Raw genomic sequence first — 15741 nt, 5'->3', positions numbered from 1 at the left:
TTATATTGAACGATGTTTCATTCGAAGCGTTGAAAAAAATACAGATAAGTTTGATTAAAAAATAAACGTGATTTTTCTCATTATGAAGAGGTGGTTTTGGGCTGCTATTTCCGAATAAGAGTTTGATATCAAAAATAAATCCAATTGAATTAAAAATAGACGATCGTATTTAAATGTGAAGATTTGTTTAAGAAATCTTACATTTTTTACATGAAAAAACATGATTTACGCGGTACTATCACCCTCGTTAAAATTTTTGAATGCCTAAATACAGGCGGGAGTGTGGGTTAAAGAATGGCTTATGATCACAATGTAAACTTGAGTGAAGTGCATACTCCAGTTCAGGCAAATATCATAATTCGTTCTCAGGCGAGTAAAAATACGGGCAAGTCCAATAGCACTCAAAAAGCAGCAACTAAAAATGTGGTATCCCGCAATGGTCAGCGTATCGATATCGATCGTTTGACTGGATTTTTACAAGGCATTACCCGCCAAAGCAGTACTCAGAAATGTGCCCGCAGTGTTCGTCTAGCACTTGAGTCCGCAGGGGCACGTTTTAACGGTCACCCCGTTGCCGCAGCAGACTGGGGCAGCACATTACAAAAAATTGGTTATCAAAAAATTAATTTAGCGTTTGATCGTCCTAAGAAAGGCGATATTTATATTATCGACCGCAATCAAAGTAGCCGTTATGGTCATATCGCAGCATATTCAGGTAAGGATTGGGTGTCTGATTATCGTCAAGCGGGTTATGCGGTCTATCGAACTCCAAATGTGAAATATAGCTATTATCGCTTAGCAGATTAACAGCCCGTGGCTGAATAAAAGGTTAGTCTTCAAATCTTTTTGCACGCTGACTGTAGATCGAGACAATAAATAATCCAATTGCAGTAAAGCCCACACATTGCAGCGCTAAAATCCAGCATTGCTCATTGGGTAGAAAATAAATTAAGCACACTAAACATAAAATTGGCAAAGTAGCCAAAGCGCATTTTAATGACTGAGACAGTGTTCTCAGTTTGTCTTGTCTGAGTTTATAAAGCAGATCAATCATCAAACCAATCGCTAAACTTATGCCCGCAAAGCGGGGATCAAGTTGTTTTTGTTCTGCACATAGAAAAATTAGCACGCAGGTACTGATACAAATGATGAGCTTGATTTGTCGGTTACAGCGCTCAGAGTACCAAAACGTCAGCATTTAAACTTTACCTTCGGATGAAGTTTTCTCGTTTTTATTCAGCAGTGAAATCGGGGAGAGCAGGCAGATCGCCAAAGCCATAAAGCCAATGCCTTGAGCACCCGGAATCAGAATTTCACCCTTATTCATGTTGATAAAAACCAATGCCAACAGCAGTGCAATCGGTATCCACGTCAATAAACGATAGAGCAAACCAGTTGGGTTTTTTGCTGCAAAATGAATCTTGCAATAACGACAAATCAGGAAAATCACGCCTGTACCCATGAACATGAGAATGGCTTGAAGTGTTAAGGGTTCCATCCAATACAGAGCACCTGTCAGTATGGTCATCGCAATAAAAAACAGGATTTTTTTAAGTACAGAAACGCTGGGGTTAAACCAAAATTCAAGCATGGATCGATAGTTTAAAAATAAGCTGAATAAACTTTAGCACAGATCAGTTGTCTAATTCAGTCACTTCATGTGCAGTAAATGCGTATGAAGGAATAAATTTCAGCGCATAAAAAAGCGAGGCTTAAACCTCGCTTGCTTAAAGACATTTAGAAAATATTAATGATTTTTTTGTGGACCCCAGTCATAGATTTTTTTCTGGTAGGCATACCACATCATCCATAGGCCAATCAGAATCATCGGAACTGTCAGGAACTGACCTTTACTCATCCATCCAATGAACAGTTGACCATTGTCCGGCTCACGGAAGAATTCAACGGTGAAGCGTGCGATACCATATCCGATGAGGAACAAGGCTGAAACGGCATAACGTGGACGAGGTTTTGAACTAAACCACCACAGCACGATAAACAGAATTAAACCTTCACAGAGTGCTTGATAGAGTTGCGACGGATGGCGCACCAACTGAAGTGGATCGGTCGGGAAGATCATGCCGAAAGCAAAATTTGGGTCAGTCACTGCACGACCATATAGCTCGCCACCAATAAAGTTCCCAATACGACCAAACATTAAGCCTGTTGGAACGCAGGGTGCGATAAAGTCGAGGGTCTGGAACCAAGTCATTTTATATTTCTTGCACCACACTAACATGGCAATCATGACCCCAAGGAAACCGCCATGGAAGCTCATGCCGCCTGTCCAAACTTGGAATAGCCACAATGGGTTGGCAAGGAACTGATCGAAACCATAAAAGAAGACATAGCCAAAGCGTCCACCAATCACGACACCCAATGCACCGTAGAAAATCAGGTCTGAGACCATTTCTGCGTTCCAGCCGTCACGTTGTTTTGCACGGTAGGTTGCCAAGCCCCATGCAAATAAAAAGGCCAATAAATACATCAGACCATACCAGTGAACTTGTAGTGGCCCCAGTGATATCGCCACAGGGTCGATATTTGGATATGTCAGCATTGCTGTTCCTTGTCATTATGTTTTGCACAGATTTTAGCTGAATGTGCTGAAAAATGTTGTACATTCAATGTGTAAAGATATTGAGAGTTGAATATGTGCATTGTGGCTTTTGCTTGGCAGGTCTTGGATGACATGCCACTCTGCCTGATTTCGAATCGTGATGAGTTTTATCATCGACCGACGGCAGGCCTAAAGCAATGGGTAGATAGTCCGATTATTGCAGGGCAGGACTTACAGTCTGGTGGAACATGGATGGGGATAACCGCTCAAGGGCGTTGGGCGATTGTGACCAATTTTCGTGATGGTCGTGATCAGACCACATATCCCACTTCACGTGGCGCTTTGATTCAGCAATTTTTAGAATCTGAGCAAACGCCCATTCGGTTTGCGCAAGCACTGGAACAAATCCAATGTAATTATGCTGGCTTTAATTTATTCGTTGGCGATGCCACTCAAGCCGTTTATATGAGTAATCGCGGTGAAGCACCACAAGTCTTAGCCAAAGGGGTGTATGTCACATCCAATGGTTTAATGACTGAACATTGGGAAAAGACCCGACATTTACGTAAACGGTTCACTCAAGAATTTTTGCCGATGCTACAAAGCCAGCAACCACAGGCGGACATAGACGCTGCTGCGTGGGATATTTTGGAAGATGAGCGAAAAATCATTCCAGCGCTGTTACCCAATACTGGGATTCAGACAGAAATGGAACATTTGCTGTCTTCAACCTTTATTCAAAGTCCGGTGTATGGCACACGTTGTTCAAATTTATTGTGTATGCGGGATTCACAGTGGCATTGGCAGGAAAAACAGCAGCAGGGTGAGCAACAAGGACAGATCACACAGATAGAAGTGCATTTAAAGCCATAAAAAAAGCCGACGATTCGTCGGCTTATTTTTTAGAGTTTTTTTATGCGGTTTTTTGCGTTGGCTGAGCTTGTTCTACCGCTTCGCCAGCTATCACACCACCATCTTTACGGGTGATGACAACGGTTGCAGAACGTGGGCGTGAGGTCGCTGCAGCATTGGTTTGTGATGCAGGCCAGTGGCTGGTCGGTTCAGCATAGGATGCTGAATCTTCGCCGGGATGTTGCACATTGATAAAAATCGCTTTGTAGTCAGGTGTCATCGTCACACCTGTGATTTCACATTCTTTAGGTCCAGTCAGGAAGCGACGTAAGTTTTCATCATTCAGCTTTGCCCCCACAATGGTTTCTTGACCCGATGAGGTCGTAGCTTTTGTGCCATCACCGACTTGACCTGGAAGTGCAGCAAGCATCATACAGTTGGTGGTATCGGTATAAGCACCGTCATCGGTTTGAATCCATAACACACCACGTGGGTCGAACCACATCCCATCAGGTGATGACAAGTCATTATTGTCATTTAGACCAGATAAGTTAATGTTGCTCGCCATTTTTGCTTCAGCACCAAACAGGTAAATATCCCAAGTAAAGCTGAGTGCTGTGGTTGTATCACCATCTTCACGGAAACGGATAATATGACCGTTGACATTGCCTTTACCACCTTCAGGGTCGGTGTAGTTACGAGGGTTGGCAGCATCTAGTGCATGCGTCGTACCACGGTTCGAGTTATTGGTGAGGGTCACATAGACTTCACCATTGTCTGGATGCACAGCGACCCATTCAGGGCGGTCCATTTTGGTAGCACCGACAGCATCTGCGGCAAGACGTGCGAAGGTCAGAACATCTGCTTGTGAGCTAAACGGATACACGCTGTTGCTTTGGTTTAAACCATTGACGTTATAGCTCAATTCAATCCATTGACCTTTGCCATCATTGTTAAATTTGGCAACGTATAACTTACCGTTGTTCATGTATTTGTCGCCCGCGGCATAGCCACCGTTGACATCTTTTTTATTCCATTTTTGGTCTGATACAAATTTATAGATGTATTCACCGCGCGAGTCATCGCCCATGTAAAACGCAAGGTTGTCATCTTCACGTAAGCGACTTGCACGGCAGTCTTCATGTGCAAAGCGACCCAGTGCTGTACGTTTTACTGGGTTTTCACGGCGGTCAAATGGGTCGATTTCGACAATCCAACCAAAGGTGTTTGGACCATTACGATAATCTTCTGCTGCCTGAGTACCGGTAACATTCGCTGACCAACGGTCATATAAATCTTGTGACTCATTACTTCCAATCGCCGTTTCCCAACCATAGCGTGAGTTTGCACCCGCTTTTAGGCCATAACGGTTGAGTGCCACAATTTCAGCAGGACTACGTTTGGCATCATCGTCTTTTGCACGAGCGAAGTAACCAATGAAGTTTTCTTCTGTTGTCAGGTAAGTGCCCCAAGGGGTATAGCCATTACCGCAGTTGTTGTGTGTACCACGGGTTTGCTGGCTATTGGTTGAAAATTTCGTGCAAACTAAGCTTGAGCCTGCTACAGGGCCTTTAAAGTCCATTACGGTCGATGCGGTAATACGACGGTTAAATGGAGAATTTTGTACCAGTTTAACGGCTTGAGTCTTGCTGTCTTTTTCAATTTGAATCACAGAAACACCGTGTGCATTGACTTCACGGATGACTTCATCTTCAGGGCGACGACCATCCACTTTGGTTGGGCCTTGTGGGTGTAAGAAGGTTGGATTGATGTATTCATGGTTCATCACCAACAAACCTTGGTCAGACTGCTTGGCATCATAACGTCCAGAGGTGGTATTTAAACCAAAGAAGCTCATACCGTCATGGCAGTCACCAGAGCGGAATTGGAAGCTCGGGCCAGAAGGAACATTGTTATCATCCCACGCTGGGTATGCAGGGTTAATCGAGTCACCCATCGCATATAGCACATGCGCTTGATAGCCTTCAGGAACAGTCACAATATCGTCTAAATTTTTTTTCACCGGTGTGAAATTGAACTTGGTCGGTTTTTGATTTGGATCAGTGACAGGTGGTTTGGTATTGCTATTTGAACCTGAGTCATTGTCATCATTACACCCCGTTAATGAAGATGCCAATGCAAGTGCGACGGCACCACTCGCAGTCTTGGTAATCAAGCTACGACGGCTGATGCGCTGTTCTAAAATGTCACGAAAATGAAGGTTATCCGAAGTGTTGTTATCAAGTTCTTGATCTTCGTTATATGGCATGTTTGTCATGAATTTAAATCCTGGCAAAGGTGTGCTGGGTAAAAGTTGATCACATAAAACTATAGATAAAATATGACAATGCTTTGAAGCTAATGTTGCAAACTGATGAAATAGGCGTTTAGATTTCGCTGCATGAAAATTGCAAAACATTAAATGGGCGCATAAAAAAAGAGGCTATCTCAGCCTCTTAGGTGTAAAACTCACCAAAATTGTCGAAACATCAGTTTGTTTAAGTTACAGATGTACGTCGTTTTTCAATCAGCTTGCCAAAGAACAAACCCAGCTCAAAGAGCATCCACATGGGAATGGCCAGCATGATCATCGAAAGCGCATCGGGTGGCGTGGCAAACATGGCGACAAAAAAACAGCCGACGATAATAAAACGACGCTTCTCCACCAAGGTTTGAGTAGACACCACCCCGATCAAAATCAAAATTAGCGTGATGATGGGAATTTCAAAGGTCAGCCCAAACACCAAAAAAAGCTTTAAGCAGAAACTTAAATAACTATTGATATCCGTCATCGGGGCGACTGTTTCAGGGGAAACACTCATAAAAAAATGTAGGATGGAGGGCAGAGCAACCCAATAGGCAAAGGCAATTCCGACATAGAAGAGGACGATACTGCCGAATAATAAGGGCATCGCCAAATGCCGCTCTTTTTCATACAGTGCAGGTTTGATGAAGGCCCAAAGTTGATAAATCACGAAAGGCATCGCGAGCATAAGCGCGACAAAGAAATTCAACTTGAACGGCGCCATAAAGGTGGCGGTCACATCCGTTGCGATCATGGATGAGGTCATCGGCAACTGCGCACGCAGAGGCTCTGACATCAATTGATAGCTTTGATTGGCAAAGGGCAATAAACAAAAGAACAGAATCAAAATGAGCCCTGTAATTTTGATCAAATGCCGACGCAAAATCACCAAATGTTTGGTGATCGGCATTTCTTCCAAATCAGGCACAGTGTTCTGTGAATTATTCAGTGAAAGATCTGTCATACGGCCACCTGATATTCTGCTAATGCTTCGGTCGAGCTTAATGCAGCAGATTGATCTGTTTTAATTTCGTGCTTTATTTTCATTTGGGGTGTAACCATGGCAAAGATCGTGCTCTGACCACGTTCGATGTATTGATAACGTGGGGATAAATTTTTATTGTCAGGTAGGACTGCTTCTTGTTGTTTTTGCGCAGTCTGTTCTATGGGATGTTGCGTTTGTTGCAATTCATTCATCTGCGCCTGCATATGCGCTTCGAGCTGTTGAATACGTTGCATTTCTTTTTGCATTTCTTCACGAAGTTCGGACATGCGAAGTTCACGGTCAATATCTGTTTGCACGTTACTGATCAGTCGTTTAACTTTCCCGTACCATTTGCCTGCAAAGCGGATACCTTCAGGCAGTTTTTCCGGGCCGAGTACGATCAGCGCAATAATGCTGAACACCAGTAATTCGCTAATACCAATATTAAGCATTATGACAACTCCTTAGCTTTGAACTGAGGAATTGGTTTTATTTTGAGCTTCATGCTCTAGCGTGCGAGGCTCATTAAGCTGTGTATTTGCTGCGTCTTCATCACGCATCGACTTTTTGAAATCTTTGACCGCGCCGCCGACATCTTTGCCCAAGTTTTTTAGCTTAGAGGTACCAAAGAGTAAAATCACCACAATTGCAAAAATCAGTACATGCCAAATCGATAGTCCAGCCATCTTGTTATCCTCTTGTTGGTCTGCACAACATTTCAGCAGTTGTAGATGACAGTGAAGTGACCAAGATGTTGCAGTTTAAAGACAGCCGCGAAGCTTATGTTCAGTGTTACTATGCATAGATTGAGCAGTGAGGGTGGTGTAGTGGCGTTTCTTCTTCCGATATTGGGTTTTTTAAGTGGTCTCGGATTGGCATCATTATCAGGAACATCATCGCTCAAATCGATTTTCTCTAGCTTACTTGCACGCTGTTTTATTCCAGCCGTGATCATCTACAACATGGTGTTCTATCAAGCAGGCAGTTTAGCACTCATGCTTTTTAGCTTTAGTGTTGCCGTGCTGATGTTTTATTTATTTCGCTGGCTGTTAAAAGATAGTTTACGTGCCTTGTGTGTCAGTTATTTGAACTTGGCTTGGCTGGGTTTTCCTTTTGCCTTAGCACTGTTCGGCCCTGAAATAAGTGCAGCGATGGTGGCTTTGTATGTCGGTGGCTCTATCTTTGGCAATATGTGGGCCGTGACAGCCGTCAGTTCAGCCCAACTCCCATGGTCGAGCGTGATTCAAAAAGTGGCGATGTCACCCCCTGTATTTGCCTTGATGATTGCAGGTGTCTGTCGAATAGTTGGACTGCAGCATTTAGAAGAACATCAGATCTTAGATTGGCTCTATCAAGCTGCAAAAATAGGAATGAGTTTCACAGGGATGTGCGTCTTAGGCATGTGGCTGCGCCAAACTAAGATACAGTGGCGTGATCTGATTAACAGTAGTCGTATTTATGCGATGAAACTCACCGTTGGCGCGGTGATCTGTAGTTTGAGTTATGCCTTTCTTCCGATTCCCCAGATCGAGAAATATATTGGGGTGATGTTCATGCTGTTCTGCTTACCCCCTGCAGCGAATATTGTGGCTTTAGAAACGCATTATCAAGGAACAGGCACTTCGGCACGTTATATTGCTTCAGGCACGATTATGAGCTGTATCGTCGTCAGTTTTTATGGGTTAATTTTGCATCTTTTTTCGCTTTAAAATGAAAAGTGAATTATAGATGCCAGCAAAGGGTGACTACTTGAGCTGTTTGCGAATCTGCCAATCACGCACGAGGGCATATATCATCGCGATACCTATCAGCCCTGGAAATCCAACCTGACCTTGCGACAGATTAAGCATGATCGACAGTATGATCAACACTGCAAAAATAGCGTAAGTGGTACGAAAGCCTGAGGTGAGCGGGTAGGTCAGTTGCGCCTGGCAATGAGGGCAGCTTAATTTTTGAAAACCAAGAAAAGAGCGTGTCGGGATTTCAGTTGAAGTGTGATGGCAAGTGTTACATATGATCTGTATCGGTTGAAGTGCCATAATTATTCTATTTTTATTCAGGGATTGGAGTTAATCTTTGGCATTAAGATTAACTCCAATGCAAATTATTTCAAACTTGCTTTAAATAATTTCATCGCCTGACCACGATGGCTGATTTTATTTTTTTCTTCTTTTGATAATTCAGCACTAGAAACGTTTAGTTCAGGCAGCCAAAACAGTGGGTCATAGCCAAAGCCATTTTCACCGCGTGCTGCTTCCATCACTTCACCGCGCCAAATCCCTTGGAAAATTTGTGGGAGTGGGTCTTCTGCATGTTGGACCAAAGCCAAGACACATACAAACATCCCTTCGATGGCTTCACTCTCTTTACGGAGTGGTTTGAGGTCAGCAAGCAACTTGGCATTGTTAGCGGCATCATTGCCATGTTCACCTGCATAGCGCGCAGAGTAAATCCCTGGTGCGCCACCGAGTACAGGAACGCAAATGCCAGAATCATCTGCAATGGCTGGCTTGCCTGAAATTTTCGATGCGTGACGCGCTTTGATAATGGCATTTTCAACAAAGCTTAGACCGTCTTCGATGGCATCTTCAATGTTCAACTGACCTTGTGGAATCACTTCAACAGGAAGATTAAGCTCGGCAAACATTTTTTCAAATTCTGCAATTTTGCCTTTGTTATTACTTGCAAGCACCAAAGTGCCTTGAGATAACCAATCAGTTGAAGCCATGTGAATATTCACCATAAAACAAGATTTGAGGCTATTTTAACAAGATGCTGTGGCTGACAGGCAATAAAAAAGCACCCGAAGGTGCTTTTTAAGATTCAAAAACTTATTGTGCTTGAATCCATTTGTCCGCACGGTCACGTGCTTGACGGATTTGGTCTTGGCTTAAGTTCGCTGCTAAAGCGGTTTTTTTGCCTTCAGACAAGCTAATCACTTTGTTGTCGAGCATGCCATCACGGGTAGAAAGCTCATACCATTGGTATGCACCCATGTAGTTTTTCTTTTGCTCTTCCATCATGGCTAAGTTAAAGCTTGCGCGGTTATCACCACGGCTGGCTGCTTTTTCGAAATATTGACGAGCAAGCGCTTCATCTTTTTTAGTCCCAATGCCATCAGCGAGCATACGACCCACATTGAGCTGAGCTGCAGATAAACCTTGATCGGCAGCAGCTTTGTACCATGCAAAAGCTTGACGTTCATCTTTTGCAACGTCTTTACCTTGTTGATATTTAGTGCCTAAGTAAAACTGAGCACCAGGCTGACCTGCTTTAGCAGCTTTACTTAAGCTGTGAATATCCATAATTGAATATTGTGCAGCTTGGCTAGAAACTGAAGATGATGGAGCAACATAATCCGCATGGGCTTGTATGCTAAAAAGTCCAATCAGTAGCGTCGTGCTTAATAATAATTTTTTCATAGAGCGCTCACTCGATAAATTGCGACTTCACCAAATAGATTTGGGAGACGTTTACTCAGTAAACTATCTTGTTGATCCCCATTCACGGCAAGTCGGTTAATAATCCGGATGTTATTTTCAGCACACAGCGCTTCAAAATCACGGAAAGTACATAAATGAATATTGGGCGTGTTATACCACATATAGGGTAACGCGTCTGAAACAGGCATCATTCCTTTTAATGCAAGGAAAGAACGAGTCTTCCAATGTGCAAAGTTTGGAAAGGTGATAATGGCCTGTTTCCCCACACGCACCATGTCTCTTAAAAGAACGTCTGGTGCATCTACAGCTTGCAAGGCTTGTGCCATAACCACATAGTCAAAAGACTGGTCGGCAAAGCGACTTAAACCTAAGTTCAAGTCCTGTTGGATGATATTTAACCCGCGACTGACCGCAATTGCAATCTTTTCTTGATCAATTTCTAAGCCATATGCACGAATATTGTGCTTTTTGCTCATATGTGCAAGCAGTTCACCGTCACCACACCCTAAATCGAGTACGCTTGAATCTGGTTTAATCCAACGTTCAGCCAGTTGATGATCAATACGCATTAGTTGGTCTCCTTCGGTGTTTCTTGCAGGTGTTTTACACCGCCTAGGAATGCACGTAAGCTTTTCACATATAACGGAATCGGGAACAAGAAAGAGTCATGGCCTTGTTCAGCATCAATATCGACATAGCTCACAGGCTTATGATTGCTAATTAATGCATCTACAATTTCTTGCGAACGAGCAGGGGTAAAACGCCAGTCCGTTGTAAATGAAACAACTAAAAATTGACACTTGGTTTTAGACATCGCGGTTTTTAATGATTGCTCATATTCACGTGATGGATCGAAATAATCTAAAGCCTTGGTCATGATCAAATAGGTATTGGCATCAAAGTTACGGCTAAATTGCTCACCTTGATAGCGCAAATAACTTTCGACTTGGAATTCGACGTCAAAGCCATACATAAATTTACCTGACTTTAAGTCACGGCCAAATTTTTGTTTCATGGCCTCTTCAGAGAGGTAAGTGATATGACCGACCATACGGGCCAAGATCAAACCACGCTTAGGATAACTGTCATTTTCTAAATAGCGACCATCATGGAAATCTGGGTCAGACAAAATCGACTGACGTGCCACTTCGTTAAAGGCAATGTTTTGCGCAGACAGTTTAGGTGTGCTGGCAATAATCACGCACTTTTGTAAACGATCTGGATAGTCCACAGACCATTGTAGAGCTTGCATGCCCCCTAAAGAGCCGCCAATCACCGCATACCACTGCTGAATCTCTAAACGATCAGACAACATGGCTTGGGTTTTGACCCAGTCACGGACAGTCACTAATGGGAAATCAGGACCATAAGGGCGATTGTCATTTTCAGGATTTGGAGAGGTCGGTCCAGTAGAACCGCTACAGCCGCCAATATTATTTAATGCTACGACAAAGAATTTTGACGTATCAATGGCTTTGCCTGGTCCAATACATGCGTCCCACCAACCCGGTTTACGGTCATCTTCATGATGATAACCTGCTGCATGATGATGGCCTGACAGTGCATGACAAATCAAAATTGCATTAGATTTGTCTGCATTCAGTTCGCCATAAGTTTCAACCATGAGCTCAAAACGTGGGAGTATGCGATCGCATTCGAGCTCTAACGGCTCTTCAAAAATAAACTTTTGTGGGGTAACTAAGCCCACTGAGTCAGCTGGAAAAGACACAGGAATAATTCGCCTTAAATCTTTAGTATGAATAATAAAAGGATACCACTTGAGGGTATCCTTCTAAAGTCATTTTATTGCTATTTGATATTTATAGCATTGAATTAGACTGCAGCAGCAATCACTTGTTCAGTACTCAAAACACCTTGTTCAATTAAACGGTTAGTGCTGGCAATAATCGCTTCAATGGATGCAGTCACGATGTTGTCATGTACACCTGCGCCGAATGCAGACTTGCCTGTGCCTTTCACTTGAAGCTCAATCAACGCCAAGGCTTTAGCATGTGCGCCTGAACTGATGCTACGTTCTTCATAGTTCAAGACATCAATCGGTAACTGCAAGGCATTTAAGATAGCAGAGATTGGGCCGTTGCCTTCACCGCGTAATTGCTGGATCTCACCGTTCACTTCGACATCAAGCTCAATGACTTGTTTGCCATTTTCATCATGTAAGCGGTAGTTTTTCGCCGCATAATGCGTGTCTTTGGCAGCCACATACGTGTCTTTAAATAAAGACCAGATTGCTTGCGCAGAAATCTCGGTACCGTCTTCATCTGTTTTTTGCTGTACGATTTGCGAGAACTCAATTTGAATACGACGAGGCAACACCACGTTGTAATTTGATTCTAACAAGTACGCAATACCGCCTTTACCAGACTGTGAGTTGACACGAATCACGGCATCATAGTCGCGGCCCAAGTCTTTCGGGTCGATTGGCAAATAAGGCATATCCCACATTTCTTCGTTCTTTTGGAACTCGAAACCTTTTTTAATGGCATCTTGGTGTGAGCCAGAGAACGCGGTGAAGACCAAATCACCAGCATACGGATGACGAGGGTGTACCGGCAAGCCTGTGCATTCTTCAATGATTGAAATGATTTCGTTAATGTTTGAGAAATCTAAGTTTGGCGCAACACCTTGGGTATACATGTTCAATGCAATCGCTGCAACGTCCACGTTACCTGTACGTTCACCGTTACCAAACACACAACCTTCGACGCGGTCAGCACCAGCCATAATGGCCAACTCAGAAGCGGCAATACCACAGCCACGGTCGTTATGACAGTGCACAGAAATAATCACACCGTCACGGCGTTGAATGTTACGGTGCATCCATTCCACTTGGTCTGCATAGACATTCGGACCTGAAACTTCAACCGTTGCAGGCAAGTTTAAAATCACTTTGTTCTCTGGAGATGCTTCCCAAATTTCAGTGACCGCATCACAGACATCTTTAGCAACTTCTAATTCTGTTGCAGTAAAACACTCTGGACTGTATTGGAATACAAATTCAGTTTCAGGCTGTTTTGCAGCGTATTCTTTGACTTTCGTTGCGGCATTAATCGCTAATTGTTTTGCACCAGCAACGTCAACATTCAACACTTTATTGCGGAATGTTGGCGAGTTTGAGTTGTAGATATGCACGATGGCACGTTTTGCACCTTGTAATGATTCAAATGTACGTTGAATCAAATGATCACGTGCTTGAACCAAAACTTCGATGTATACATCATCAGGAATATGACCGCCTTCGATCAACAAACGAGTGAAATCAAAGTCGATTTGTGATGCAGAAGGGAAGCCGATTTCAATGTGTTTGAAACCAATTTTCACAAGCATTTGGAACATTTTGAACTTTTGTTCAATGTTCATTGGCTCGAAGATCGCTTGGTTACCGTCACGAAGGTCGGTACTCATCCAGATCGGCGCTTTATTGATTTCGTTATTTGGCCATTGACGGTCTGGTAAGTCTACACGTTGGTACATGCGACGGTATTTTTTGCTTGGATCTGCCAACATCATGTGAAAACTCCTTATAGCACCGTGGATAAATGTCGTGGATAAACGGCAAGGTACTACTTATATAGATTGTGTCTATTCTAGCAATTTACAAGTTTAATATCGGAGTCTTTAGTCGAAAGTCGAAATAAATCCGTAAAGATTCACATGACTTAGCTTTACCGTAAGCTCGTAAATGTATAACTAAATATTAGTCCATATATTCCGGAAATAATTTCCTATTTTTGCGTCAAGATGCCATTACTGGAAAATATTTTTCTATAAAATTAGCTTTTTTGAAAAATATAATCTTTATTAATCTCATCGACGGTGGCTGTTCCCATCAATGCCATCGTAATCTCAAATTCTTCTTTCAGTATTTTGAGTACATGAGCAACGCCTAAAGCGCCCGCTGTAGCTAAACCATAAATGCAGGGACGTCCGACTAATACGGCAGACGCACCCAAGGCTATCGCTTTAAACACATCTGAACCACGACGAATACCACCATCATATAAAACTGGGAAATCCTGAGGCACAACTTTTTTAATCAGTTCTAAGGCGATGAGTGGGGGAATGCAACCATCCAGTACTCGACCACCATGATTCGACACAATAATGCCCTGTACGCCGTGTTGCAGGGCAAGTTCAGCATCATGTGGACTAACAATGCCCTTTAAAATAATCGGTAATGAGGTGTTTTGACTGAGCCAAAGGATATCCGCCCATGTCGGCGCGATTTTCATCAGACCTTGAAATAATGGGTGTTCATTTTGCTTGCTTTGAGGTTGTTGAATAAAATGATGAGGCTGCGGTTCATACTTAGGAAGTTCAAAAAACGCATGTCTCTCTCGGTCACGAATTCCTGAATGTGGAGAATCAACGGTCACCACAATCGCTTTAAAACCATGTGCTTCTGCCATTTTGACCAGTGATAATGACTTTTCGCGCTCACCTTGCCAATACAATTGGAACCATTTGAATGGATTGCCCTGCTTTAACTCACGCATATCTGTATTGGTAAACGTACTGAGGATCATATTGCTGCCAAGGACTTCGGCGGCGAGGGCTGTTGCAGCTTCAGCATCAGGATGAAATTGTTGTTGATGTCCGATCGGGGCAACAAAAATAGGGTGCGGAAAGCGCTGTCCTAATATCTCAATTTGGGTATGACCTTGGGTCAGATTTCTGAGCATACGTGGTAGAAGTTGTATCTGTTCAAACTGAGACAAATTGCCACGTACACTGTGTTCATCCATAGAACCACCTTGTAGGTATTGCCATACCATGTGTGACAGGTGCAGTTCAGCCTGTTTTTCGTAATCGGCAATGGTTTGTAAATGAGCAGGAATCTGAGTCAGTGGTTGCAATGGAGAATGTTGACTCATAGAACTGCCCATTGACGTAAAAGATTATGGTAGTGATTCGTCAGTTGTAATATTTCTTTGCTATCGCCTAAATTTTGTCGTAATTGCATAATGGTCTGATCTAAATTAAAAAGCATGCTTCTTTGCCAATCATCTTTGACCATGCTTTGTACCCAAGTACAAGCTGCTATACGGGAGCCTGAAGTCACAGGTTCAACACGATGTAGACTGGTCGCTGGATAAATAATTGCATCGCCAGCATCTAACTTAACTTCATGTTCACCATAAGTATCATCAATGATCAGTTCACCACCTTCATATTCATCGGGTTCTGATAAAAAAATGGTCATTGAGACATCTGTACGCACAGTTATATTTTTTTCATGATAGTAATGGATTGCATTATCGACATGATTACCGTAGTGACCGGTATCTTGGTAGCAATTGAAAAGCGGAGGCAAGATTTCTTTAGGTAATGCAAAAGATTGAATGAGCAGACTTTCTTTAATTTGCGGTAATACTTGCTGACTTAACTGCTGATAGAGCTGACTGTTTGAATTGATTTGTAAATTTTTTTTGATGTTTTGAGCTTGTGCTCCGGCCGAACTTTTTCCTGAAACCCACTGATTATCTTGGTTCATCGCTTGTCTGATGCTTTGAACGTGTTGCTTTGAAAGGACATGAGGGACATGAAGAAGCATAATTTAACCTTAATCTAATTT

18 protein-coding genes are annotated in these 15741 nt (G+C 42.9%); 3 read left to right on the top strand and 15 right to left on the bottom strand.

The window, feature by feature from the left end; translation table 11 throughout:
- Nucleotides 1-294 precede the first annotated feature (294 nt).
- Nucleotides 295-807: a peptidoglycan amidohydrolase family protein gene (locus MST17_RS13760; RefSeq protein WP_180026024.1), complete on the top strand. Its 513-nt coding sequence runs from the start codon at nucleotides 295-297 to the stop codon at nucleotides 805-807.
- Between the two features lie 22 nt (nucleotides 808-829).
- Here MST17_RS13760 and MST17_RS13755 read toward each other — a convergent pair whose 3' ends face one another.
- The 3 genes from MST17_RS13755 to lgt form a co-directional block, all read right to left on the bottom strand.
- A complete protein-coding gene (locus tag MST17_RS13755) occupies nucleotides 830-1198 on the bottom strand; it encodes a hypothetical protein (RefSeq protein WP_180026023.1) in 369 nt (122 codons plus the stop codon).
- Entirely contained in the window at nucleotides 1199-1591 is a 393-nt protein-coding gene (locus MST17_RS13750; RefSeq protein ID WP_180026022.1) for a hypothetical protein, read from the bottom strand.
- A gap of 156 nt (nucleotides 1592-1747) precedes the next feature.
- Nucleotides 1748-2560, bottom strand: a complete 813-nt coding sequence (gene lgt / locus MST17_RS13745) for a prolipoprotein diacylglyceryl transferase (RefSeq protein ID WP_180010199.1) — start codon at nucleotides 2558-2560, stop codon at nucleotides 1748-1750.
- Nucleotides 2561-2653: 93 nt separating this feature from the next.
- Here lgt and MST17_RS13740 point away from each other — a divergent pair, with 93 nt between their 5' ends.
- Nucleotides 2654-3433, top strand: coding sequence for an NRDE family protein (locus tag MST17_RS13740; protein WP_078192717.1), 780 nt, complete (start codon nucleotides 2654-2656; stop codon nucleotides 3431-3433).
- 40 nt (nucleotides 3434-3473) lie between these two features.
- Here the strand turns inward: MST17_RS13740 and MST17_RS13735 are convergent, their stop codons facing one another.
- The 4 genes from MST17_RS13735 to tatA form a co-directional block, all read right to left on the bottom strand.
- Nucleotides 3474-5690, bottom strand: coding sequence for a PhoX family phosphatase (locus MST17_RS13735; protein WP_180026021.1), 2217 nt, complete (start codon nucleotides 5688-5690; stop codon nucleotides 3474-3476).
- 220 nt (nucleotides 5691-5910) lie between these two features.
- The gene (gene tatC / locus MST17_RS13730) at nucleotides 5911-6681 is read right to left on the bottom strand and encodes a twin-arginine translocase subunit TatC (protein WP_180026020.1); all 771 of its coding nucleotides are present in this window, start codon (nucleotides 6679-6681) and stop codon (nucleotides 5911-5913) included.
- The gene (tatB, locus tag MST17_RS17165; protein WP_180026019.1) at nucleotides 6678-7154 is read right to left on the bottom strand and encodes a Sec-independent protein translocase protein TatB; all 477 of its coding nucleotides are present in this window, start codon (nucleotides 7152-7154) and stop codon (nucleotides 6678-6680) included. The genes tatC and tatB overlap by 4 nt, the downstream gene beginning before the upstream one ends.
- 12 nt (nucleotides 7155-7166) lie before the next feature.
- Entirely contained in the window at nucleotides 7167-7388 is a 222-nt protein-coding gene (gene tatA, locus MST17_RS13720) for a Sec-independent protein translocase subunit TatA (protein WP_078189673.1), read from the bottom strand.
- Between the two features lie 141 nt (nucleotides 7389-7529).
- Between tatA and MST17_RS13715 the strand changes: the two genes are divergently transcribed.
- Nucleotides 7530-8411, top strand: coding sequence for a permease (locus MST17_RS13715; protein WP_180026018.1), 882 nt, complete (start codon nucleotides 7530-7532; stop codon nucleotides 8409-8411).
- Between the two features lie 36 nt (nucleotides 8412-8447).
- On the opposite strand, the gene MST17_RS13710 is transcribed toward MST17_RS13715, so the two are convergent.
- The 8 genes from MST17_RS13710 to MST17_RS13675 all read right to left on the bottom strand — a co-directional run bounded on the left by MST17_RS13710 (nucleotide 8448) and on the right by MST17_RS13675 (nucleotide 15720).
- A complete protein-coding gene (locus MST17_RS13710) occupies nucleotides 8448-8741 on the bottom strand; it encodes a hypothetical protein (RefSeq protein ID WP_180026017.1) in 294 nt (97 codons plus the stop codon).
- Nucleotides 8742-8806: 65 nt separating this feature from the next.
- A complete protein-coding gene (gene rdgB / locus MST17_RS13705) occupies nucleotides 8807-9430 on the bottom strand; it encodes an RdgB/HAM1 family non-canonical purine NTP pyrophosphatase (RefSeq protein WP_180026016.1) in 624 nt (207 codons plus the stop codon).
- Between the two features lie 103 nt (nucleotides 9431-9533).
- Nucleotides 9534-10124 carry a tetratricopeptide repeat protein gene (locus MST17_RS13700; RefSeq protein WP_078189669.1) on the bottom strand — a complete coding sequence of 197 codons (591 nt, stop codon included), beginning with the start codon at nucleotides 10122-10124 and terminating at the stop codon, nucleotides 9534-9536.
- On the bottom strand, nucleotides 10121-10714 hold the full coding sequence (gene metW, locus MST17_RS13695) for a methionine biosynthesis protein MetW (protein ID WP_067763682.1): 594 nt from the start codon (nucleotides 10712-10714) through the stop codon (nucleotides 10121-10123). The genes MST17_RS13700 and metW overlap by 4 nt, the downstream gene beginning before the upstream one ends.
- Nucleotides 10714-11874 (bottom strand): homoserine O-acetyltransferase, encoded by a 1161-nt coding sequence (locus tag MST17_RS13690; protein ID WP_168377871.1) that lies wholly within the window; start codon nucleotides 11872-11874, stop codon nucleotides 10714-10716. Before MST17_RS13690 ends, metW begins: the two co-directional genes overlap by 1 nt.
- A 104-nt stretch (nucleotides 11875-11978) precedes the next feature.
- Nucleotides 11979-13676, bottom strand: a complete 1698-nt coding sequence (leuA, locus tag MST17_RS13685; RefSeq protein ID WP_111884051.1) for a 2-isopropylmalate synthase — start codon at nucleotides 13674-13676, stop codon at nucleotides 11979-11981.
- Between the two features lie 263 nt (nucleotides 13677-13939).
- Nucleotides 13940-15040 (bottom strand): alpha-hydroxy acid oxidase, encoded by a 1101-nt coding sequence (locus MST17_RS13680; protein WP_180026015.1) that lies wholly within the window; start codon nucleotides 15038-15040, stop codon nucleotides 13940-13942.
- A complete protein-coding gene (locus tag MST17_RS13675) occupies nucleotides 15037-15720 on the bottom strand; it encodes a Fe2+-dependent dioxygenase (RefSeq protein WP_180026014.1) in 684 nt (227 codons plus the stop codon). Before MST17_RS13675 ends, MST17_RS13680 begins: the two co-directional genes overlap by 4 nt.
- Nucleotides 15721-15741: the final 21 nt, after the last annotated feature.

Source organism: Acinetobacter sp. YH16056_T, assembly GCF_024605895.1.
In the GTDB taxonomy this organism is placed as follows: Bacteria; Pseudomonadota; Gammaproteobacteria; order Pseudomonadales; family Moraxellaceae; genus Acinetobacter; species Acinetobacter amyesii.
The sequence above is the reverse complement of the archived record's forward strand: the minus strand, read 5'-3'. Positions and strand labels throughout refer to the sequence as shown.

Coding starts and splice junctions, on each gene's coding strand:
- MST17_RS13735 (WP_180026021.1), bottom strand. CDS start 5,690: ATGACAAACATGCCATATAACGAAGATCAAGAACTTGATAACAACACT.
- MST17_RS13750 (WP_180026022.1), bottom strand. CDS start 1,591: ATGCTTGAATTTTGGTTTAACCCCAGCGTTTCTGTACTTAAAAAAATC.
- MST17_RS13710 (WP_180026017.1), bottom strand. CDS start 8,741: ATGGCACTTCAACCGATACAGATCATATGTAACACTTGCCATCACACT.
- tatB (WP_180026019.1), bottom strand. CDS start 7,154: ATGCTTAATATTGGTATTAGCGAATTACTGGTGTTCAGCATTATTGCG.
- MST17_RS13740 (WP_078192717.1), top strand. CDS start 2,654: ATGTGCATTGTGGCTTTTGCTTGGCAGGTCTTGGATGACATGCCACTC.
- MST17_RS13675 (WP_180026014.1), bottom strand. CDS start 15,720: ATGCTTCTTCATGTCCCTCATGTCCTTTCAAAGCAACACGTTCAAAGC.
- rdgB (WP_180026016.1), bottom strand. CDS start 9,430: ATGGCTTCAACTGATTGGTTATCTCAAGGCACTTTGGTGCTTGCAAGT.
- tatC (WP_180026020.1), bottom strand. CDS start 6,681: ATGACAGATCTTTCACTGAATAATTCACAGAACACTGTGCCTGATTTG.
- metW (WP_067763682.1), bottom strand. CDS start 10,714: ATGCGTATTGATCATCAACTGGCTGAACGTTGGATTAAACCAGATTCA.
- lgt (WP_180010199.1), bottom strand. CDS start 2,560: ATGCTGACATATCCAAATATCGACCCTGTGGCGATATCACTGGGGCCA.
- MST17_RS13700 (WP_078189669.1), bottom strand. CDS start 10,124: ATGAAAAAATTATTATTAAGCACGACGCTACTGATTGGACTTTTTAGC.
- tatA (WP_078189673.1), bottom strand. CDS start 7,388: ATGGCTGGACTATCGATTTGGCATGTACTGATTTTTGCAATTGTGGTG.
- leuA (WP_111884051.1), bottom strand. CDS start 13,676: ATGATGTTGGCAGATCCAAGCAAAAAATACCGTCGCATGTACCAACGT.
- MST17_RS13760 (WP_180026024.1), top strand. CDS start 295: ATGGCTTATGATCACAATGTAAACTTGAGTGAAGTGCATACTCCAGTT.
- MST17_RS13680 (WP_180026015.1), bottom strand. CDS start 15,040: ATGAGTCAACATTCTCCATTGCAACCACTGACTCAGATTCCTGCTCAT.
- MST17_RS13755 (WP_180026023.1), bottom strand. CDS start 1,198: ATGCTGACGTTTTGGTACTCTGAGCGCTGTAACCGACAAATCAAGCTC.